Raw genomic sequence first — 20,803 nt, 5'->3', positions numbered from 1 at the left:
GCGTTGGTCGCGTTTTGGCAGTGCCGCGTCGCCGCGTCACTGCCCACCGAGTGCGGCAGCCATGCCCGAGATGCTCTCGTCCATGGAAGCCGACTCGAACATGCTTTGCTGCAGAAAGGCCGCCATGGCCGGCTGCAGGCGTATCGCCTCATCCATCTGCGGGTCCGAGCCCGCCATGTAGGCGCCTACCTGGACCAGGTCCCGCCCCTTCTGGTAGCGCGAATAGACAGCGCGAAAGCGCCGTGCCAGCTCGAAGTGCTCGCGCGAGACCACGTTGTGCATCACGCGCGAGGCCGATTGCTCGATATCGATGGCCGGGTAGTGGCCCGACTCGGCCAGCGCCCGCGACAGCACGACGTGGCCGTCCAGAATGGCGCGCGCCGCGTCGGCAATCGGGTCCTGCTGGTCATCGCCTTCGGACAGCACGGTGTAGAAGGCCGTGATCGAGCCCACGCCGTTGAGGCCGTTGCCGCTGCGCTCGACCAGGGCCGGCAGCTTTGCAAAGCACGACGGCGGATAGCCCTTGGTGGCCGGCGGCTCGCCAATGGCCAGGGCGATCTCGCGCTGGGCCATGGCATAGCGGGTCAGCGAGTCCATGAGCAGCAGCACATGCTGGCCCTTGTCGCGGAAATGTTCGGCGATGGCCGTGGCATAGGCGGCGCCCTGCATGCGCAGCAGCGGCGGCGCATCGGCCGGCGCGGCCACGACCACGGCGCGGCTGCGGTCCTGGGCGCCGAGGATGTCTTCGACGAATTCCTTGACCTCGCGGCCGCGTTCGCCGATCAGGCCGACCACGATCACGTCCGCCTGGGTGTAGCGCGCCATCATGCCCAGCAGCACGGACTTGCCCACGCCCGAGCCCGCGAACAGGCCCAGACGCTGGCCCCGGCCCACGGTGAGCAGGGCGTTGAGCGAGCGCACGCCGGTGTCCAGCGTCTCGCGCACCGGGTCGCGGTCCATGGCGTTGATGGGGTTGCGGTCCAGCAGATCGGCGCTCACGTCGGCCAGCGGGCCGCCATGGTCCAGGGGCTGGCCCTGCGAATCCACGACACGGCCCAGCAGGCCGCTGCCAATGGGCAGGCGCAGCACGCCGGCCGCCAGGGACACGGGCGGCTCGACACCGTCGCCAAAGCGCAGCGGTGCGACAAAGGGTTCGGCCGGCGTCACGATGGCGCCGCTGGACAGGCCCTGGATGTCGCCCGCAGGCATGAGAAACGCACGCTCGCCGGCAAAGCCGACGACCTCGGCCAGCACCGGGTCCTGGCCCTGCTGGCGTATCCAGCACTGCGAGCCCACGGGCACCTGCAGGCCCGTGGCCTCCAGCACCAGGCCGGTCAGGCGCGTGAGCGTGCCGTGGGTTTCCAGGGGAATGTCGCCCTGCAGGCGGGCACGGGCATTGGACAGCAGTTGCTGCCAGGGCCTGGCGGCAGGCTCGGGGGTCAGTTTGGCGGCGTCGGCCAGCGGGGCGTCAACCGGCATCGCGTTCTCCGTCATACCAGGTGGAGACCAGGCCCAGCGCGGCCACGGCGCGGCGCCAGCGCTTGTCCATGCCGGCATCGACCTGGGCGCCGCCCGATTCCACGCGCACATCGCCCTGAGCGACGGAGGCGTCGCTGATCCACTGCACCTTGGACTGGGCGCCATGCTCGGCGCGCAGCGCCTCGTCCAGCACGGCGAAGTCGGCGGGGTTCAGGCGCACGGTGGCGGCGCGGCCGTCGGCGGCCAGCATGTCCAGCGCCTCGCGCACCACGGGCAACAGGGCCTGGGGCTGGCTGCGCAGCTCCTGGCGGACCACCTGGCGCGCAATGTCGCAGGCCAGGTTGAGCAGTTCCTGCGCTGCATCCGTCTGCAGCTGCTTGAAGCCGGCATCCAGGCCGGACAGCAGCGCGTCCACGCGCTGCGCCGTCTCGCGGCCCGTGCCGGAGACATAGTCATCCATGTGTTGCTGCCACTGCTGCTGGGCTTCCCGGCGGCCCTGCTCCAGGCCCTCGGCATGGCCTTCGGCGCGTGCCTGTTCCAGCAGGGCATGCAGTTGTTCCTCATCCACTGCGGGGGCGGTGGAGGCCGGGGCGCCCGGCGTGTCGGCTTCGACATCCAGCACCATGGAGTCGGCCTCCAGCCGGGGCGCATCGGAGCGTCCGGGCAGCGACAGGCTGTGAAAGCCCGACGCGGAGGCAGGCGCGCGCGCCATGCCCGCGCCGCCATGCGCAGCCTGGGCACCGGATGCGGCGGGCGCACCCTGGATGTCCGGCAGACCCGCGAGGCTGGGCAGGCTTTTCAGGCCGCCCATGTGGTCCACGGCGCCGAAGCGCCACTGCACCACCTGGCGCTCGTCGATCTCCTCGGAAGGGATGAAGCGCGAGTTCATGCCGTTAGACATAGCTGTCTTCCGCACCGCTGCCGATGGTGATCTGGCCTTCTTCGGCCAGGCGACGCACCACCTTCAGGATTTCCTTTTGCTGCGCTTCCACTTCGGACAGGCGCATCGGGCCGCGGCCTTCCAGGTCCTCGCGCAGCGACTCGGCGGCACGCATGGACATGTTGGCCAGAATCTTGTCGCGCACTTCCATCGAACCGCCCTTGAGCGCGATGATCAGCGTCTCGGACACCACCTCGCGCAGCACCAGCTGCACCGAGCGGTCGTCCAGCTTGACCAGGTCGTCGAACACGAACATCTTGTCCATGATCTTCTGAGCCAGGTCTGGGTCGTAGTTGCGGATGGTGTCCAGCACGGCCACGTCGGCATTGCCGCCGAGGTTGTTGATCATCTCGGCCGCCGTCTTGACGCCGCCCAGCGAGGTCTTGCGGATCTTGTCGCCGCCGGCCAGCACCTGGAACAGCACCTCGTTGAGGTCCTTGAGCGCGGTCGGCTGAATGCCTTCCAGCGTGGCCACGCGCAGCATGACTTCGCTACGGAAACGCTCGGGCAGCTGCATCAGGACGGCAGCGGCCTGCTCGTGCTCCAGGTGCACGAGGATGGCGGCCACGATCTGCGGATGCTCGCCGCGCAGCAGTTCGGCCACGGACAGCGGGTCCATCCACTTGAGGCTTTCGATGCCGGAGACATCGCCGCCCTGCAGGATGCGGTCGATCAGCAGCGCCGCCTTGTCGTCGCCCAGGGCGCGCTTGAGCACCGAGCGCACATAGCCGCTGGCGTCGTCCACCAGCAGGCTTTGCGCGGCCGCGTCATCGGCAAAGCGGTTGATGACGAAGTCCACCTTCTCGCGCGAGACACCGCGCATGTGCGCAATGGTCTCGCCGAGCTTTTGCACTTCCTTCGGGGTGAGGTGCTTGAACACCTCGGCCGCTTCCTCCTCGCCCAGGGAGACCAGCAAGATGGCGGCGTCGTTCAGGCCTCGTTCGTCCATATCTCAGCAATCCGTGTTTTGAGAGGCTCAGGTGGCCTCGCCGTTGATCCAGGTCTTGACGATGTTGGCCACCGCGATCGGGTTCTGCTTGGCCAGTTGGCGCGCCTGCTCCAGGCGCACTTGCTCCTGCGTGGGCGAAAGATCGACAGCGGGTGCAGCCAGCGCCGGACGGTCCAGCTGCTCGCCTTCGATGGCATTGAGCTGTCCGCCCACGGCCACCGTCTTGCGGCCCTTGAGCATGGGTCGCACCAGGCCCAGCAGCAAGATGGCGCCGAACAGGGCCAGGCCGATGGGCACGCCCAGGCTGCGGGCCATGTCCAGCACTTCGGGCTGGCGCCACAGCGGCACATCGGCGGGCACTTCGTCCTGCACAAAGGGCGTGCTGACCAGGTTGACCGAGTCGCCGCGCTCTGCGCTGTAGCCCACGGTCTCGCGCACCAGGGTCAGCAGTTGCGCCTGCTGCGCTGCCGTCAGGCCGCGTGCGGCGGCAGCGACGGTGGCTGCATCGGTTGCCGCACCGGCAGCGGCCGGCGCAGGGGCAGCCACCAGGGGCGCATTGATGACCACGGCGGCCGTCAGGCGCTTGATGCTGCCCGTGCTGCCGCGTGTATGGCGCACGGTCTTGTCCACTTCGTAATTGGTGATGGACTCGCGCTTGCTGGCAGAGCGGGCGGCGTTCTGGCCGTCGGCCGCCTGGGGCGCGGGATTGGCGCCGTTGACGGGCGCAGAAGCGTTCTGGGGCGGCTGGTTGCTGGTGGCGCCGGGAATGCCCGTGGGCTGGGGCGGCTTTTGCTCGCCCGTGCTCTCCACTACCTGCTGGCTGCGCACCACGCCCGCGTCGGAGGACTGGTTGGGGCGGTGCTGCTCCGAAGTCGATTCGGTCTGGCTGAAATCCATCTCGGCCGAGACCTGCGCCTTCACATTGTTCTTGCCGACCACGGGCTCCAGGATCTCCAGGATGCGGCGCACGTACTGCTGCTCGATCTGCTGGGTGTAGTTCAGCTGCTGCATGTCCACGGCGTTGGCGTTGCCGTCGGGCGACTGCGACAGCAGCTTGCCCGAGTCGTCCAGGATGCTCACGGCCGTGGGAGCCATCTCGGGCACGCTGGAGGCCACCAGGTGCACGATGCCCGCGATCTGCGTGCGGTCCAGCACACGGCCCGGGTACAGGCTCAGCAGCACCGAGGCCGAGGGCTTTTGCTGCTCGCGGAAAAAGCCGTTCTGATTGGGCAGGGCCAGGTGCACGCGTGCGCTTTGCACGGCGGCCAGGGCCTGGATGGAACGCGTCAGTTCGCCTTCAAGACCGCGCTGGAAATTGAGGCGTTCCTGGAACTGGGTGATGCCGAACTTGCTGTTCTCCATCAGCTCGAAACCCGTCACCGAACCCTTGGGCAGGCCCTGGGTGGCCAGCTTCAGGCGCACATCGTGCACGCGGTCGGACGGGATGAGGATGGCACCGCCGCCTTCCGTGTAGCGGTAAGGCACGTTCATCTGCGACAGCTGGGCGACGATGGCGCCGCCATCCTTGTCGCTCAGGTTGGAGAACAGCACCTTGTAGTCCGGCTGGCGGTAGAACATGGCCGCCGCACCCAGGGCGACAACCAGCAGCACGGCGATCGCGCCCCAACGCAGGCGCGCGCCACGGTCCATGGCCGTCCAGCGCTGCTGCAAGGCAGGCTGGGGCACGGGAGTGGCTTGAGGGACAGGGATTTCAGCGACAGCAGACATCTTGGTTCCAGGTGTTCGAGCCCTGCACACACAGGACCCTAGCGTGCTGTCGATTATTCGAAGTCCGCCGCTTCACATTCGCCCGATAAGCGCGCCGTTTGGCCGTCTATTTGCCGCGATGCGAAAACCCTGCCGCCCTACGATCTCGTCATCTTGCTAACTCCGATGGAATGTGTCATGGACCTTCGCATCCCCAGTACCACCTCTCCCCTGTACGGCACCCAGCTCCCCAAAGGCGTGGGCGCAGGCGACGCATCGACCAAAGTGGCGGCTGGCGGCTTCAGCCAGGCCCTTCAAGGCGCGCTGCAGTCCGTCAGTTCAGCCCAGAACAACTCCAGCCAGCTGCAGCGTGAGGTGCAGTTGGAGAACCCGGCCGTCAGCCTCGAAGAAACCATGATCGCCATGCAAAAGGCGCAGATCGGCTTCCAGGCCACGATGCAGGTGCGCAACCGGCTCGTGCAGGCTTATACCGACGTGATGAACATGCAGGTGTGAGGACGTCCGGCCCCGGCCGGACCCTCTTTGCCTCCCCAGATCGCAGACCGCAAACCGCAGACCGAACGGGATTTGCGCGCGCCATTGCGCTTGCATTGCGCTTGCATTGCCATTGCACGGCAGCGTCATTTCCGCGCATTTCGGATCTTGCCGCCTTCAGGGTCCTTGCTTCGTTTTCCCCGGATCTGGCCTCTGGCCATCCCTCATTCCTGGCCGCCCTTCCTGCGGACGGCCATCAAGCATTCCCCCGCCTCCACCTCTTTGACCAAGCGCAGCCTCATCCCGCGCATGGATGGGTACGCCCAAGCTCCAGCCATGCCTGCGCCCGCTGCGCAGATTCATTCAACCGAATCCCAGCCCGGAAAAGACAAAACCCTCGGGCACGGATGCCGGAGGGTTGAGCAGCGGGAAGAAAGAAGAGAGAGAGAAAAAAGGGACGCGGCTTCAGCTGGCCGAGTGGTAGATGCGCGCCTTGCCCGGTCCGGCATGGGGGTGTCCATACAGGTCGCGTCCATACGTGGCCTGGTCCGAAGTCTGGGGAATCAGCGCCGCCGCCTGGCTCTGGGCCACCACGGCCATGCGTGCCAGCTGGTCGCGCTGCATGGCCATCTGCTCGCCCAGGGCCTGGGCGCGTTCGCGCAGCTCCTGCGTCCAGTCGGCCGCGCTGAAGCGCCGGGCCAGCTCGGAGAACGCCGCCATGGCATCGCGCAGCCGGGTGCTGGACTGCTCCAGCGCGACCGCATCCTTCGATTGCAGCGAGGCGGACACCATCCGGACCACCGCGTCCAGGGAATCGAGCATCTCGCTGAGAGTCATGGGACAGGCCTTGCTGAAAAAAGAAAGCGCGTGCTCGCGCCGGAAGGAAAAAACCGAGAAAGAACCGAACCCGCGCTCAGACGCGCGAGTGCGAGAGGAATTCTTCGGAGTTGGCCAGCAGCTTGTCGGCCACGGCGTCGGCGTTCACGCGGAAGGTGCCGTTGGCAATGGCTTCGCGGATTTCCTTGACGCGGTTGGCATCGAAATCGGCCGTGGCGCGACCAGATTGGTCCAGTGCGCGGGCCGAGGTCGAGAACGACACGGGAACGCCGGCCGCCTTGGCAGGCTGGGCCTGGGCGGAGGATTCCTCGGTGGCAATGGTGCTGGCTGTCTTGGGCTGCTTGGCGGCGGCCTGGGAGGCAGCGGCGGGCAGTTCCGGTTTTTGACCTATCTTCATCTTGATTCTCCAATCGCCCTGGCGGCGTGAGGCGCTGTGCCTAGCTTTCGACTGCCTGGAACAAAACTTGAGGGTTTTTTACTGGACCAGCACCACGCCCTCGGGATTCACCACCCCGGAGATGAGCCGGCCATTATCCATGCGAACCCGCACGGTCTGGCCTTCGCCGGCGGCCGACATGGCCTTGCCCGACGATGTGACGGAAAAACCACCACCGTTGACCAGAACTCGCACTTCGGCACCCACCGCGAACAGCGCCGGCGTGCGCAGCATGTTCTGGCGCAGCGCCTGGCCTGCGGCCAGCGGGCGGGAGGCCACCAGGCCCACCCAGTCCTGCTGGTTGGCGTAGACGGCGGCCGATTCCTCGGCCCAGTCCACTTCGGCCTGGACGGCATCGTCGGCCGACAGCGGGCGGCCCGAAGGCACGCCGTTTTGCAGCACCCAGGCCGGCCCCCAGGCCTTGACCGTGATGGGCAGGAACACATTCCAGGCCACGGCGCCCTGCAGGCAGCGCAGACCCAGGCGGGTACGGCCCCACAGGCGCGAGCCTGCGGGCAAATAGGGTTCGACCTTGGCACAGGCGGCCAGGCGCAGGCGGGGATCGAGCTGGCCCATCTGCACTTCCATGCGCAGGGGCAAGGCGCCTGCGCCGGCCATGCCTTGCTGCAGGGCCTCGTCGGCAAAGCGCTGGCCGATCTGGCTGAGCTGGGCTGCACCGTCAGGAGCGTTTTGCGCGAAGGCAGGACCTGCCAGCGACGCTCCAGCGGCAAGCGCAGCGCATGCGGCGGCGCGAGCGAGGGCTCGGACGGCGGATAGCGAATGGGCGGTGCTGAAGTTCGGCATGGCTGTGGCTCCTGACTTGCTCCGGCCTCCCGTCAGGATGGGTGGGACACCTGGAGCGATGCCAGCAAATATAGGACGAGCGCTCTTTTCCGAAGCGCCGAACTGCGCAGGCAAACGCGCTTTCTTCGCGCTTTAGCGTTCGGGCCCGATTTCCATAATCGACGCATGCCGCAGTCCGTGGGCTGCCGCCATTTCGTCAACCGATCACCGCAAATCCCAGAGGGCGAGGCCGACATGCTCGACAAGATGACTGAACGACTGGACTTCCAGAGCAAGGCGCTGGTGCTGCGCGCCGAGCGCCAGCGTGCAATCGCCAGCAACATCGCCAATGCCGACACCCCGGGCTATGTGGCGCGCGACTTCAATTTCCGCGAGGCGCTGACGGCCGTTACCTCCGGCCCCTCGCCCATGACGCTGGCCAGCGTCAGCCAGGGCGGACACATTCCCCTGCCTGCCGCCGCCTCGGGGCAGAGCGCGCAAAGCCATCTCGGCTACTCGGTGCAGGCCCAGACCAACATGGACAACAACACCGTGGACCTGGACCGCGAACGCGCCAACTTCGTCGACAACGCCGTGCGCTACGAAGCCACGCTGCGCTTTCTGAACGGCCAGGCCAAGACCATGCTGTCGGCCATCCAGGGCCAGTAAGCCGGCGCCACAGATCACAGGAGCTTTCCCATGTCCATGTTCTCCATCTTCAGCATCTCCGGCAGTGCCGTCAGCGCCCAATCGCAGCGCCTGAACGTCGTGGCCTCGAATCTGGCCAACGTCGATGCCGTGGCCGGCCCCGACGGCAAGGCCTACCAGGCGCGCCAGGTGGTCTTCCAGACCGTGGCCATGGGCGAGGAAGGCTCCTCGGGCGTGCGCGTCAGCGCCATCAGCCAGGACAACACGCCCGGCCGCCGCATCCACGACCCCCAGCACCCGCTGGCCGATGCCGAAGGCTATGTGACGCATTCCAACGTCAGCGCAGTGGACGAGATGGTCAACATGATCTCGGCCTCGCGCTCCTACCAGAACAACGTCGAGGTCATGAACACGACCAAGTCGCTGCTGCTCAAAACCCTGCAGATGGGCCAGTGAGCCCCGTCCGCACCACTTTCCAGGAGCCACTCCCATGATCTATGGCGCAGGCAGCGTCGCCAGCACGGCCGACATCAACAACAAGTCCGCCACGAGCAATTCGACCACCGACCCCGCGGCGGCGCAGGACCGTTTCCTGAAGCTGCTGGTCGCGCAGTTGAACAACCAGGATCCCATGAATCCCATGGACAACGCGCAGATGACCTCGCAGATGGCGCAGATCAACACCGTCACCGGCATCCAGCAGTTGAACAAGACCATGGAAAGCATGGCCGGCCAGTTCACCGCCATGCAGGTGCTGCAGGGCACGCAGATGATCGGCCGCACCGTGCTGACCGAAGGCAACACCCTGGGCGTGGGCAAGGAAAAGTCCTATACGGCTGCCTTCGACCTCGAAGGCCCGGCCGCCGACGTGAAGGTGCAGATCACCACCGCCAGCGGCGAGCTGGTGGACACCGTCGAGCTGGGCAGCGGCACCGCTGGCCGCAACTACTTCACCTGGGACGGCAGCAAGTACACGGGCGACGCCAGCCAGCTGCGCTACACGGTGCAGGCCACGAATGCCGACACGGTCGTGGCCTCGACCACGCTGTCGCCCCATGCGGTGCTCGCCACAGGCACCACCGACGGCAAGCTGACGCTGGAGCTGGACGACGGCACCAACGTCGCCTACGCCTCCGTCAAGGCCGTGTACTGACCCCCGCACCATCCACCCAAATACATCGCAGGAGCACACCATGGGATTCCAACAAGGCCTCTCGGGTCTGAACGCCGCCAGCAAGAACCTGGACGTGATCGGCCACAACATCGCCAACGCCAACACCACGGGCTTCAAGTCCTCGCGCGCCGAGTTCGCCGAGGCCGTGGCCAGCGCCGTGGGTTCGGCCAGCGGCCAGAACAGCGGCATCGGCGTCAATGTGGCCGCCGTGACCCAGCAGTTCCGCCAGGGCCCGATCACCACCACGGGCAACAACCTGGACGTGGCCATCAACGGCAACGGCTTCTTCGTCGTGCGCCAGCCCGACGGCAGCACGGCCTATACGCGCGCCGGCAACTTCGGCCTGGACAAGCAGGGCAACCTCAAGACCGTGCAGGGCGACAACGTCATGGGCTACCCCGTGGACGCCACCACGGGCAAGGTGCTGGCCGGCGGCCAGCCCGTGCCCATGGTCTTTCCTTCGGGCCAGCCGATCGCTGCCAAGACCACGACCAAGATCGACGTGTCGCTGAACCTCGATGCGCGCGCCACGCCCGCAGCCGGCAACTCCACCGCCACGCCGCCCGTGCCCGCCACGCCGCGCGCCACCTATGGCACCTCGATCAACGTCTATGACAGCCAGGGCGTGCCCACACCGGTGCAGATGTACTTCGAGAAGGACGCAGCCTCCAACACCTGGAAGGTCTACGACGGCCTGGACGATCCGACGGCATCGCCCCCGAAGGTCGCCACCTTGCTGACCACCCTGGTGTTCGATGCCTCCGGCAAGATCACCAGCGGCAGCCCCGTGACGGCGCAGATCAAGAGCAGCAACCCCAACGCGCCCACGCCCGGCACCATCAATGGCACGGCGGGCGTGACGCTGGACTTCTCCAACGTCTCGCAGTTCGGCTCCAAGTTCGCGGTCAGCAGCCTCAAGCAGGACGGCTACACCGCAGGCGCGCTCACCGGCATCAATGTCGGCAACGATGGCTCCATCGTGGCCACCTACTCCAACGGCGTGACGCGCACCGAGGGCCAGCTGGCCCTGGCCGCCTTCACCAACACCCAGGGCCTGGGCGCCGTGGGCGACAACAAGTGGGTGGAGACCTCGGATTCGGGCCCGGCCCTGAACGGCACGGCCGAGTCGGGCACCTTCGGCTCGCTGCGCTCGGGCGCGCTGGAAGACTCCAACGTGGACCTGACCGCCGAGCTGGTGAACATGATGACCGCGCAGCGCGCCTACCAGGCCAATGCCCAGACCATCAAGACCCAGGACCAGGTCTTCTCGACCCTGGTGAACCTGCGCTGATAGCCAAGAACTGAGTCAGGAGAGCCGGCATGGACCGCATCATCTACACCTCCATGACGGGCGCCAACGCAGCGGCGCAGCGTCAGTCCGTGCTGGCCCACAACCTGGCCAATGCCGGCACCAACGGCTTCCGGGCCGAAATGTCCACCTTCCGCTCCGTGCCCCTGCAGGGCAGCGGCGCGGGCACGCGCGTGTTCGCGCTGGAGGCGACCTCCGGCTACGTGGACACGCCCGGCCCCACCCAGCGCACGGGCCGCGCACTGGACGCCATGGCCATGGGCCGCGCCTGGTTCGCCGTCCAGGGCCTGGATGGCCAGGAGGCCTACACGCGCAACGGCGTGTTCGAAGTCTCCCCCGAGGGCCAACTGGTCAACAGCAACGGCCAGGCCGTGCTGTCCGACGGCGGCGGCCCCATCGACATTCCCCCCGAGTCCACGATCACGCTGGGCTCGGACGGCACGCTGACCGCCAAGACCGGCAACCAGCTGCCCGTGGCCGTGGGCCGCGTCAAGCTGGCCACGCCGCCCGAGGACACCGCGCTGGTGCGCGGCAATGACGGCCTGTTCCGCACGGGCGACGGCGATCCGCTGCCCAACGACGAGAACGCACGCCTGCTGTCCGGCGCCATCGAAGGCTCGAACGTGAACTCGGTGGAGACCATGGTCGGCATGATTGCCGCCGCCCGCCAATTCGAGACCCAGATGCGCCTGCTGCAGACGGCAGAAACCAATGACAAGACGGCCAGCCAACTCTTGAGCATGAACGGCTGAAAGCACTGAAAAGGAAAACGCCATGATCAATTCGCTGTTCATCTCCAAGACCGGCATGGAAGCCCAGCAGACCCAGCTGGATGTGATCTCCCACAACCTGGCCAACGTCTCGACCACGGGCTACAAGCGCGCCAGCGCGGTGTTCGAGGATCTGATCTACCAGAACCTGCGCCAGTCGGGCGCCCAGACCACCGAGCAGAACCAGCTGCCCACGGGTCTGCACCTGGGCCTGGGCGTGCGCACGGTGGCCACCTCGCGCAATTTCCTGCAGGGCGCCCTGCAGCAGTCCAACAATGCGCTGGACGTGGCCATCGACGGCAACGGCTTCTTCCAGGTCAACATGCCCGACGGCACCACGGCCTATACCCGCGACGGCTCCTTCCAGGTCGATGCCCAGGGCCAGCTGGTGACTGCCAGCGGCATGCCCATCGCCAACGGCGTCACCATTCCCCAGGGCGCAACCAAGGTGTCGATCAGCCCCGAGGGCGTGGTCAGCGTGACCATGGCCGGCCAGGCCGCGCCCCAGCAGGTGGGCAACATCGCGATGAGCCAGTTCATCAATCCGGCCGGCCTGGAGCCGCGCGGCCAGAACCTGTTCACGGAAACCGCTTCCTCGGGCCAGCCCCAGCAGGGCCAGCCCGGTGTCAACGGCATGGGCATGATCAAGCAGGGCTACCTGGAAGGCTCGAACGTGAACGTGGTGCAGGAGCTGGTGACCATGATCCAGACCCAGCGCGCCTATGAAATGAATTCCAAGGCCATCCAGACGTCGGACCAGATGCTGGCCAAGCTGGCGCAGTTGTAATTGATCTCTCCCCCTGAGCGGCTTCGCCGCTTCCCCCTCTCTACTCGCTTCGCGAGGGAGGGGGACGACGCCCTCGCTGCGGGGCGGCCCTTGCTCGGCGTCCCTGACCTGGGCCGCGCCGGTCTCCGGGGTCGCGCCACATGCCTATGGCTCGCCAGGTTCATGCGAAGCATGGATCACTGAAACACCGGGAACATCGCCATGACCCAACGAACCTTCTCCCTTTCCGCGACGGGCACGTGCCTGGCGCTGGCGGCAGTCCTGTCGGGCTGCACGACGCTCAATGACCCGCCGCCGGTGGACATGCCGTCCACGGCGCCGCCGGTGCTGCCGCAGCCCGCCCCGGTGGCGGGCAGCCCCACGGGCAGCCTGTTCAACGCGGCCAGCTACCGGCCCGGTTTCGAGAACCGGCGTGCGCGCCTGGTGGGGGACCTGGTGACGGTGCAGATCGTGGAGCGTGTGACGGCCAGCCAGAAGTCGGATTCGGGCCTCAAGCGGTCCAACAAGACCACGGCCGGGATTTCGGCGCTGCCGCTGTTTTCGGGCAATGCGCTGGCCAATCTCAAGGACCGCTCGAACATCGGTTTCAACAACAACAACGACTACACGGGCTCGGGCTCGACGTCGAGCGACAACACGTTCACGGGCGCCATCAGCACGACAGTGGTCGATGTGCTGCCCAACGGCCATCTGGTGATCGCCGGAGAAAAGCAGATCGGCGTGAACCACAACGTGGATGTGCTGCGTTTCACGGGCACGGTGGACCCGCGCACGATGCAGCCCGGCAGCCTGGTCGCATCGACCCAGGTGGCCAATGTGCGCGTGGAATCGCGCAGCCGCGGACAGGCCGGGGAAGCGCAGTCAATTGGCTGGTTGTCCCGGTTCTTTTTGAACGTTATGCCGTTCTGATTCTCCGGAGAATGGACAGCATGAAAGTACTGTCCATGCTCCTGACATTGCGCCAAGCGCAGCGCCCCTTCTGGGTTGCAGCCGCCCTTGGCGCCAGCATGCTGACCCTGCCGGCGCATGCAACACGCATCAAAGAGGTCGCTGCCATCCAGGGCGTGCGCAGCAACCAGTTGACCGGCTACGGCCTGGTGGTCGGCCTCGACGGCACGGGCGACCAGACCACCCAGATGCCCTACACCAAGCAGGCCCTGGCCAATTACCTGGAGCAGATGGGCATCTCGCTGCCCGCCACAGGCAATTCGGGCCAGCTGCAGCTCAAGAACGTGGCGGCGGTGATCGTCACCGCCGAACTGCCGGCCTTTGCCCAGCCGGGCCAGGCCATCGACGTGGTGGTCTCCTCCGTGGGCAATGCCAAGTCGCTCAAGGGCGGCACCCTGGTGGCCACGCCGCTGCGCGGCGCCGATGGCGAGATCTATGCGCTGGCCCAGGGCAACCTCGTGGTCGGCGGCGCCGGCGCCTCGGCCGGCGGCTCCAAGGTGCAGATCAACCACCTGAGCGCAGGCCGCGTGCCGCAGGGCGCCCAGGTCGAGCGCGCCGTACCCACCCCGATCAATGAAGGCGACAGCATCACGCTGGGCCTGAACGCCACCGATTTCCAGACCGCCGACAAGGTGGTGCGCGCCATCAACCAGCGCATGGGCCAGGGCGTGGCACAGGCGCTGGACGGGCGCACCGTGCGCGTGTCCGCGCCCCAGGACCCGGGATCGCGCGTGCGCATGATCGCCGAGATCCAGGAGATGCCGATCGAGACCTCCAAGCCCTCGGCCAAGGTCGTGATCAATGCACGCACGGGCTCCATCGTGCTCAACCAGGCCGTGACCCTGGGCCCCTGCGCCATCGCGCATGGCAACCTGGCCATCACCATCAGCACCACGCCGGTGATCAGCCAGCCGGGCGCCTTCTCGCAGGGCCAGACCGTGGTGGCCCAGAAGTCCGACATCCAGATCAAGCAGGAGCCCGGCAACATCATCAACATGCCCGGCTCCCCGCAACTGACCGACGTGGTGCGCGCACTCAACACGCTGGGCGCCACGCCCCAGGACCTGCTGGCCATCCTGCAGGCCATCAAGGCAGCAGGCGCCCTCAACGCCGAACTGGAGGTGATATGAGCATCGCACTTCCCAACGGATCGCAGACTGCGGCCAGCAATGCGCTGGCGGCCGACGCCCGATCCCTCAACGCACTCAAATTCGCGGCCGGCGAGAACAGTCCGCAGGCCGCGAAGGAAACCGCCAAGCAGCTGGAATCGCTGTTCATGCGCGAGATGATCAAGAGCATGCGCGAGGCCACCATGAAGTCCGGCCTGCTCGACAGCGCACAGGGCAACCTGAGCACCGACATGCTGGACCAGCAGCTGTCGGTGGCCATGTCGGGCCAGCCCGGCGGCCTGTCGGATGCCATCACGCGACAGCTGGCCCGCACCATGGGCTCGGAAGCCGCCGAGGATGCCGAGATCTCCGTGCCCTCCACACTGAGCATGAGCCGCATCGCCTGGCGCAGCACGGCCGGCAGCGCCAATGGCACCACAGGTGCCTGGAGCGGCAGCCGCAGCAGCGCGGCCCAGTCCGTCAACGCCTACGCGCCCGCGCCCAAGGGCCGTGACAACTTCGTCGCCCACCATGGCGACGCCGCTGCACGCGTGGCGCAGGAAAGCGGCATTCCGGCCGCCTTCATGCTGGGCCAGGCCGGACACGAGACCGGCTGGGGCAAGAGCGAAATCAAGAATGCCAATGGCAGCAATGCCCACAACCTGTTCGGCATCAAGGCCGGCAAGGGCTGGACGGGCAAGGTCGCCGAGGTCACGACCACCGAATACATCGACGGCGTGGCGCGCAAGGTCACGGCCAAGTTCCGCGCCTACGACTCCTACGAGGAGTCCTTCCGCGACTACGCGCGCCTGATCACCAGCAATCCGCGCTACGAGAAAGCCATGGGCAAGACCGACTCGGCCCTGGCCTATGCGACCGAGCTGCAGAAAGCCGGCTACGCCACCGATCCCGAATACGCCAGCAAGCTCAGCCGCGCCATCCAGAGCGCCGTGCAGAGCGCGGCACGTGCCCAAGCCTAACCAGAGAACACGTCATGAGCCTTTTGAACGTCGGGTCCCGCGCCCTGATGGCGAACCAGATCGCCCTGCAGACCACAGGCCACAACATCGCCAACGTCAACACGGCCGGATATTCGCGCCAGAGCGTGGCCTTCCAGACCTCGCCGGGCCAGAACATGGGCAGCGGCTACATCGGCAATGGCGTGGATGTGAACACCATCCTGCGCAACTTCAATGACCTGCTCAACCGCCAGGCAGCCACGGCCAGCGCCGTGTCGGCGGCCGACTCGGCGCGTGCCACCTCGCTGGCGCAGATGCAGGAAGTGTTCGGCGGCGGCAAGACCGGCCTGGGCGCGGCGATCACCGACATGATGAATTCGTTCGGCGACGTGGCCGGTGCGCCCACCGACCCGTCGGCGCGCCAGGTGGTGCTCACGCGCATGAACGAGCTGGCGGCGCGCTTTCGCTCGGCATCGGCCCAGCTGGACGAGCTGGACTACAGCGCCAAGCAGCAGATGGGCAACGATGTGACCGTGGTCAACAGCCTGGCCGGCCAGGTAGCCACGCTCAATGCGCAGATCAGCCGCTCCATCGCCTCGGGCCAGACGCCCAACGACCTGCTGGACCAGCGCGACCAGCTGGTGCGCAACATCAACAAATACGTGCAGACCAGCCAGATCCCTGCGGACGACGGCAGCATCAGCCTGTTCGTGGGCGGCAGCCAGCCGCTGGTGCTGGGGCCCAATTCCGCACAGCTCACGCTCAAGGAAGCCACCGAGTTCCCGGGCAGCGGCAAGATGGCCCTGTACTTCCAGCAGCCCGGCGGCCAGAACGTGGAACTGACGCCCTCCATGCTGGGTGGCGGCGAGATCGCCGGCCTGCTGCAGTTCCAGGGCAGCGACCTGACCGAGGGCCGCAACCTGCTGGGCCGCATGGCACTGGCCATTGGCGACTCGCTGAACGAGCAAAACAACCTGGGCCTGACGCTGTCGGGACAAAGCGGCAGCAATCTGTTCAAGCTGTCCATGGTCAGCAACGGCTCGACCACGGGCGCGCAGTGGACCGGCGCCACCACGCCGACGACCACGGTGGTCGACTCCAGCCAGCTCAAGGCATCCGACTACCAGATCGTCTTCGGCAGCACGGCGCCGGCAGGCAAGGTCATCCGCCTGTCGGACGGCAAGGTCACGGACTTCACCGACATGACCGACCTGAGCTCCAAGGAGATCGACGGCCTGCGCTTCGACCTCAAGGCCGAAGGCGTGTCGGGCAACACCGTGCTGTTCCGCCCCATGGCGGCAGGCGCCCACGACATCCAGGCCGCCGTGCACTCGCCCAACGACCTGGCCGTGGCCAACCCCGTGGCCGCCAGCATCAAGTCGCTGGGCGATGCCACCCTGCAGATGGGCGGGATCCAGGTCAGCGCGGGCTTCGACTTGACCAACTTCGCCGGTGCCGAGGTGTCATTCAGCAAGAACGGCGCCGGGCAGCTGGAGTACACCATCACCCCGGCACCCACAGGCGTACCCGCCACGGGCCTGTACACCTCCGGCCAGGCCATACAGCTGGCACCGGGCCTGCAGGTCAAGATCACCGGCACGCCCGCCATCAATGGAACCACCAGCGACAAGGTCACGCTGGGCAAGGCCACCGACCCACAGTACGGCACGGCCTATCAGCGCGATGCGGGCAATGCCAGCTCCTTCCTGGCCCTGCGCGACAGCAAGCTCTTCGATGGCTCGACCACGCTGAGCGACGGTTTTTCCACCGCCATGGCCCAGGTCGGAACGCGCACGCAGAGCGCGCAGTACGCGGCCAAGCTGTCCGAGACCATTGCCAAGAACCTGGAGGCGGACCGCACGGCCGTCTCGGGCGTGAACCTCGACGAAGAGGCCGCCAAGCTGCTGCAGTACCAGCAGTCCTACCAGGCCTCGGCCAAGATGCTGCAGGTCGCGCAAAGCATTTTCGACAGCGTTCTGCAGACCGTGGGCCGCTGATCACAGGACAGGAGCATTCCACCATGAGCATCTCCCGCATTGGCACGGCCAACATGTACGACAGCACCATCAACAACCTGAACTCGCGCAACACGAGTCTGGTGGACCTGATGGAAAAGACCACCTCCGGCAAGCGCGTGGTGCGCGCCAGCGACGACCCCGTGGCCGCCGCACAGGCCGAACGCGCACTCACGCGCATCTCCCGCTCGGAAAACGACCAACGCGTGCTGGGCCTGCAGCGCGATGTGATGGCCCAGGGCGAATCCAAGCTGGGCACGGCCCAGGACGCGCTCAAGGACTTCCGCGACCTGATCCTGCAGTCCGGCAATGGCTCCTATGACCAGAAGGCGCGCGATGCGCTGGTGCAGCAGCTCGAGAGCCTGCGCAACCAGGTGCTGAGCTACGCCAATGCCAAGGACTCCAACGGCCTGCCCATCTTCCGCGGGCTGGGCAGCAAGGAAGATCCTCTCGTCAACAGCACCCCCGGCGCCAACTCCCAGTTGCAGCCAGGCCAGGCCACGGGCAGCGAGAACGGCCTGCCGCTGGCGCTGGACGGCTTTGCGACCTGGATGAACGTGCCCACGGGCAACGGCGTCTTCGCCGTGTCGCGCCAGTCGCCCACGGGCAGCTCGGCCTATGCCGACCTGGGCACGGTGTCGGACCCCAGCGCCATCACGGGCGCCAGCTACACCCTGAATTTCACCAAGGACGCCACGACGGGCGCCCTGAGCTACACCGTCACCTCCGGTGGCACGACCGGTACGGCCGTTCCCTACACGGCCGGCGACAGCATCACCGTGGGCGGCATGTCGATGAAGATTTCGGGCAACCTGGCCACGGGCGACAGCTTCACGCTGGCCCCCAGCCAGCGCACCGACCTGTTCAGCGTGCTGGACAACGTGATCGCGGGCGTGAAGAACGGCGCCACCGATGCCGGCGCCATGCAGCAGGCGCTGGGCCGCGGCCTCAATGAACTCGATGCCGGCATGAGCCGCGTCCAGGCCATGCGCAGCTTCGCCGGCGACCAGCTCAACCGCGCCGACCGCCTTGAAGACGACATGAAGAACCAGGCGGACCAGCAGGAAGCGGCGCGGTCGCGGGCCGAAGACATCGATATGATCAAGGCCCTCTCCGATGTGGACATGCAGAAGGTGGGCATGCAGGCTGCCTTGCAGTCCTATGCCTCGATCCAGAAACTGTCACTGTTCAACTTCATCAACTGATAGCCACCCGCGCATGCATCCATGGTCCAGTCCGTCCTGAGCTCTCTGACCCTCGGCTATAGGCCGCTCTGGAACCAGGCCCGCCGTCTGGCGGGCGTGCAGCTTTATCTTCACGAGGAACCCGGCGTCCAGGCCGACGTGGCCCACCTGCTGCGCATACTGCGCGAGACCTGGAGCACGCAGTCGCCGCCGGTACTGCTGTCGCCCCAGTCGCGCCAGGTGCTGTGCGACCTGCTGGAAAACGCCTCCAAGGGCAGCCCCTGGATCGAGGTGCGCGGCGACTGGCTGCAGGACTCCGCCATCTACGACCTGGTGCGCCAGGCGCATGCGCGCGGCCTGATGCTGGTTTGGCGCGGGCCGCTGTCCGATGTGCCCGACGCCCAGGCCGCCCACTGGTTTGCCAGCAGCCTGCTGCACCTGCCGCCCGAAGGCGCCTCGGGCATGCAAAACCAGACAGCGCTTGCGCTGCAACAGGCCGCGCAGGCAGCCCATGCACCTGCCAAGCTCCAGGCCCTGAAGCAGGCCGCCAGGCCCGCACCCACCCTGCCTCCCCTGCAACTGCTGGGCGGCCAGATGTACGAGGGTCTGGACAGCCTGGCCCTGACCGACCTGTGCCTGGACAGCTTCCATGCGGGCGCCATCGCCGGCTGGCCCGTGGCCGATACGCTGCATGCCCAGCGCCATCACGCCGCCCTGCCCAGCCGCGACACCGTGCTCGCACTGATGCGCGCCGTCGATGCCGAGCAATCGATCGAGGCCTTCGAGCAGATCCTGGGCGAGGACCCCATCCTGGCCTATCGCTTCATGCTCTACACCAACTCCGCAGCCCTGGGCCTGCGGGGCAATGTGGACTCGCTGCGCCGCGGCCTGGTGATGCTTGGATACGGCACGCTGCAGCGCTGGCTGTCCGACCAGCTGCCCCACGCCTGCACCGAGCCCAGCCTGGTGCCCGTGCGCACCGCCATCCGGCTGCGCGCCAGCCTGACCGAGCGACTGATCGAGGCCGGCATCAGCCACGACCTGCAGCGCGAGGTCTATCTGCTGGGCCTGCTCTCGCAGCTGGACCAGCTGCTGGGCGAACCCCTGCCCACCGCGCTGCGCCGCATTCCCGTGTCCGAGCGCGTCTTCGACGCCGCAGTGACGCGCACCGGCCCCTACGCGCCGGCCCTGCTCATGGCCATTGCGCTGGAGTCCGACGATCCCGCACCGATTCGCCAGCTGCGCGAAGAACACGCCTTCGAGATCGAGGACGTGAACCGCATCCTGCTGCGCATGCTCAGCGAACTGCAGGTGCAACCCTCGCCTGCGGCCTGATCAGTCCACAGCGGCCGGGTGGGAAGCCTCAGCCGCCGCTGGCATCCGCAGATTCCGCCCATAAAAAAACCGCCTGAACATCAGGCGGTTTTTTTATGGCCGGCAGGAAGGCTGCGGATGCAGCTCCTGCCGATCTGCCCTGCTCAATGCATGGCGTGGGGCTGGCCGTCGAACATGTGCTCGAACTGTGCCAGCCAGGGCTCGGCCAGCGTGCGGATCTGGGCATCGTTGCGCAGGATGCGCTGCATGATGCGGGCCTTCTCCTTGCGCTGATCGGGCGCCAGCGGCTCGTCATGCGACTTGAGCCGCAGCTGCTCGATCAGCACGGCACAGGTGCCCTCGTAGCGCGTCACCCCCTCCCAATCCTTGTTCTGTGCGGCCTGCAGCATCTTGGCGCTGCTGTCTTCTATGGCCCGGTAAAAGTCAATCAATGTCAGCTCCATTTCTAGGTCCCGGCAACGGCTGGCGCGTTGGCGATGTCGCGCCAACCATGGGCAATCGGAGCCAGCACATCCTGCGCGCTTTGCAGCAGCGCCGTGTCGTTGCGCAGATTGGCCAGCGTCAGCTGGGTGATGCTGTAGTCGTAGACGGAAATCAGGTTCTGGGCCAGCTCGCCACCTTCATCGGGATTGACGGAGGCCTTCAGGCCTTCTTCCAGAATGCGCACGGCCTTGCCGATCTGCACACCCTTCTCACCGATGTCGCCACGCTGCATGGCTCCCTTGGCCGCGTTCAGCGCTTTTTCGAGCGCGTCGAACAGCAGCTGGATCAGCTGGTGGGGCGATGCGCCGTCCACGGAGGACTGGACGCCGACCTGGGCGTAGGCACTTGCAGCACGGCGGTTGAGCGATGTGTACATGTTCGTTTCCTTGATGTCTTGTTCTTCGGCTGCAATGCCTGAAAATTTAGAGGCACCGGGCATTGGTTACAGAAAACACG

Annotated in this window: 22 protein-coding genes; 13 read left to right on the top strand and 9 right to left on the bottom strand. The window is 66.7% G+C overall.

Annotation, left to right across the window (positions count from 1 at the left end; genetic code table 11):
• Positions 1–36: 36 nt before the first annotated feature.
• The 4 genes from fliI to fliF are packed head-to-tail and all read right to left on the bottom strand — an operon-like array spanning position 37 to position 5,096.
• The gene (gene fliI, locus DACI_RS03230) at positions 37–1,479 is read right to left on the bottom strand and encodes a flagellar protein export ATPase FliI (RefSeq protein ID WP_012202573.1); all 1,443 of its coding nucleotides are present in this window, start codon (positions 1,477–1,479) and stop codon (positions 37–39) included.
• Positions 1,469–2,380 (bottom strand): FliH/SctL family protein, encoded by a 912-nt coding sequence (locus tag DACI_RS03225; RefSeq protein ID WP_012202572.1) that lies wholly within the window; start codon positions 2,378–2,380, stop codon positions 1,469–1,471. The genes fliI and DACI_RS03225 overlap by 11 nt, the downstream gene beginning before the upstream one ends.
• Positions 2,373–3,368 carry a flagellar motor switch protein FliG gene (gene fliG / locus DACI_RS03220; protein ID WP_012202571.1) on the bottom strand — a complete coding sequence of 332 codons (996 nt, stop codon included), beginning with the start codon at positions 3,366–3,368 and terminating at the stop codon, positions 2,373–2,375. The genes DACI_RS03225 and fliG overlap by 8 nt, the downstream gene beginning before the upstream one ends.
• 27 nt (positions 3,369–3,395) lie before the next feature.
• A complete protein-coding gene (gene fliF, locus DACI_RS03215) occupies positions 3,396–5,096 on the bottom strand; it encodes a flagellar basal-body MS-ring/collar protein FliF (protein WP_012202570.1) in 1,701 nt (566 codons plus the stop codon).
• Between the two features lie 177 nt (positions 5,097–5,273).
• On the opposite strand from fliF, the gene fliE reads away from it, so the two are divergent.
• On the top strand, positions 5,274–5,591 hold the full coding sequence (fliE, locus tag DACI_RS03210; protein WP_013800367.1) for a flagellar hook-basal body complex protein FliE: 318 nt from the start codon (positions 5,274–5,276) through the stop codon (positions 5,589–5,591).
• Between the two features lie 444 nt (positions 5,592–6,035).
• Here fliE and DACI_RS03205 read toward each other — a convergent pair whose 3' ends face one another.
• From DACI_RS03205 to flgA, 3 genes are all read right to left on the bottom strand, one after another.
• Complete coding sequence (locus DACI_RS03205) at positions 6,036–6,407, bottom strand: hypothetical protein (RefSeq protein WP_012202568.1); 372 nt, start codon at positions 6,405–6,407, stop codon at positions 6,036–6,038.
• A 76-nt stretch (positions 6,408–6,483) separates the two neighbouring features.
• The gene (gene flgM / locus DACI_RS03200; RefSeq protein WP_012202567.1) at positions 6,484–6,804 is read right to left on the bottom strand and encodes a flagellar biosynthesis anti-sigma factor FlgM; all 321 of its coding nucleotides are present in this window, start codon (positions 6,802–6,804) and stop codon (positions 6,484–6,486) included.
• Positions 6,805–6,882: 78 nt separating this feature from the next.
• Complete coding sequence (flgA, locus tag DACI_RS03195; protein ID WP_012202566.1) at positions 6,883–7,647, bottom strand: flagellar basal body P-ring formation chaperone FlgA; 765 nt, start codon at positions 7,645–7,647, stop codon at positions 6,883–6,885.
• 234 nt (positions 7,648–7,881) lie between these two features.
• Here flgA and flgB point away from each other — a divergent pair, with 234 nt between their 5' ends.
• The 12 genes from flgB (at position 7,882) to DACI_RS03135 (ending at position 19,864) form a co-directional block, all read left to right on the top strand.
• Positions 7,882–8,295, top strand: a complete 414-nt coding sequence (gene flgB, locus DACI_RS03190) for a flagellar basal body rod protein FlgB (RefSeq protein WP_013800365.1) — start codon at positions 7,882–7,884, stop codon at positions 8,293–8,295.
• A 30-nt stretch (positions 8,296–8,325) separates the two neighbouring features.
• Positions 8,326–8,730: a flagellar basal body rod protein FlgC gene (flgC, locus tag DACI_RS03185; RefSeq protein ID WP_012202564.1), complete on the top strand. Its 405-nt coding sequence runs from the start codon at positions 8,326–8,328 to the stop codon at positions 8,728–8,730.
• 34 nt (positions 8,731–8,764) lie between these two features.
• Positions 8,765–9,427, top strand: coding sequence for a flagellar hook assembly protein FlgD (locus tag DACI_RS03180; protein ID WP_012202563.1), 663 nt, complete (start codon positions 8,765–8,767; stop codon positions 9,425–9,427).
• Between the two features lie 40 nt (positions 9,428–9,467).
• Positions 9,468–10,739 carry a flagellar hook protein FlgE gene (gene flgE, locus DACI_RS03175; RefSeq protein WP_012202562.1) on the top strand — a complete coding sequence of 424 codons (1,272 nt, stop codon included), beginning with the start codon at positions 9,468–9,470 and terminating at the stop codon, positions 10,737–10,739.
• Positions 10,740–10,768: 29 nt separating this feature from the next.
• Entirely contained in the window at positions 10,769–11,509 is a 741-nt protein-coding gene (locus DACI_RS03170; protein ID WP_012202561.1) for a flagellar basal body rod protein FlgF, read from the top strand.
• A 22-nt stretch (positions 11,510–11,531) separates the two neighbouring features.
• A complete protein-coding gene (gene flgG / locus DACI_RS03165; protein ID WP_012202560.1) occupies positions 11,532–12,314 on the top strand; it encodes a flagellar basal-body rod protein FlgG in 783 nt (260 codons plus the stop codon).
• Between the two features lie 201 nt (positions 12,315–12,515).
• A complete protein-coding gene (locus tag DACI_RS03160) occupies positions 12,516–13,223 on the top strand; it encodes a flagellar basal body L-ring protein FlgH (RefSeq protein ID WP_012202559.1) in 708 nt (235 codons plus the stop codon).
• Positions 13,224–13,243: 20 nt separating this feature from the next.
• On the top strand, positions 13,244–14,392 hold the full coding sequence (locus DACI_RS03155; protein ID WP_012202558.1) for a flagellar basal body P-ring protein FlgI: 1,149 nt from the start codon (positions 13,244–13,246) through the stop codon (positions 14,390–14,392).
• A complete protein-coding gene (flgJ, locus tag DACI_RS03150; protein WP_012202557.1) occupies positions 14,389–15,351 on the top strand; it encodes a flagellar assembly peptidoglycan hydrolase FlgJ in 963 nt (320 codons plus the stop codon). Before DACI_RS03155 ends, flgJ begins: the two co-directional genes overlap by 4 nt.
• A gap of 14 nt (positions 15,352–15,365) precedes the next feature.
• Positions 15,366–17,327, top strand: coding sequence for a flagellar hook-associated protein FlgK (flgK, locus tag DACI_RS03145; RefSeq protein ID WP_043780484.1), 1,962 nt, complete (start codon positions 15,366–15,368; stop codon positions 17,325–17,327).
• Between the two features lie 23 nt (positions 17,328–17,350).
• Positions 17,351–18,550, top strand: a complete 1,200-nt coding sequence (gene flgL, locus DACI_RS03140; protein WP_012202555.1) for a flagellar hook-associated protein FlgL — start codon at positions 17,351–17,353, stop codon at positions 18,548–18,550.
• Positions 18,551–18,571: 21 nt separating this feature from the next.
• On the top strand, positions 18,572–19,864 hold the full coding sequence (locus DACI_RS03135; protein WP_012202554.1) for an HDOD domain-containing protein: 1,293 nt from the start codon (positions 18,572–18,574) through the stop codon (positions 19,862–19,864).
• A 143-nt stretch (positions 19,865–20,007) separates the two neighbouring features.
• On the opposite strand, the gene DACI_RS03130 is transcribed toward DACI_RS03135, so the two are convergent.
• Together DACI_RS03130 and fliS are read right to left on the bottom strand one after the other, a co-directional pair.
• Positions 20,008–20,307: a flagellar protein FliT gene (locus DACI_RS03130; protein ID WP_012202553.1), complete on the bottom strand. Its 300-nt coding sequence runs from the start codon at positions 20,305–20,307 to the stop codon at positions 20,008–20,010.
• Between the two features lie 2 nt (positions 20,308–20,309).
• A complete protein-coding gene (fliS, locus tag DACI_RS03125; protein WP_012202552.1) occupies positions 20,310–20,723 on the bottom strand; it encodes a flagellar export chaperone FliS in 414 nt (137 codons plus the stop codon).
• Positions 20,724–20,803 lie beyond the last annotated feature (80 nt).

Origin of the sequence: Delftia acidovorans SPH-1 (assembly GCF_000018665.1) — a bacterium.
GTDB classification, from domain to species: domain Bacteria; phylum Pseudomonadota; class Gammaproteobacteria; order Burkholderiales; family Burkholderiaceae_C; genus Comamonas; species Comamonas acidovorans.
The sequence above is the reverse complement of the archived record's forward strand: the minus strand, read 5'-3'. Positions and strand labels throughout refer to the sequence as shown.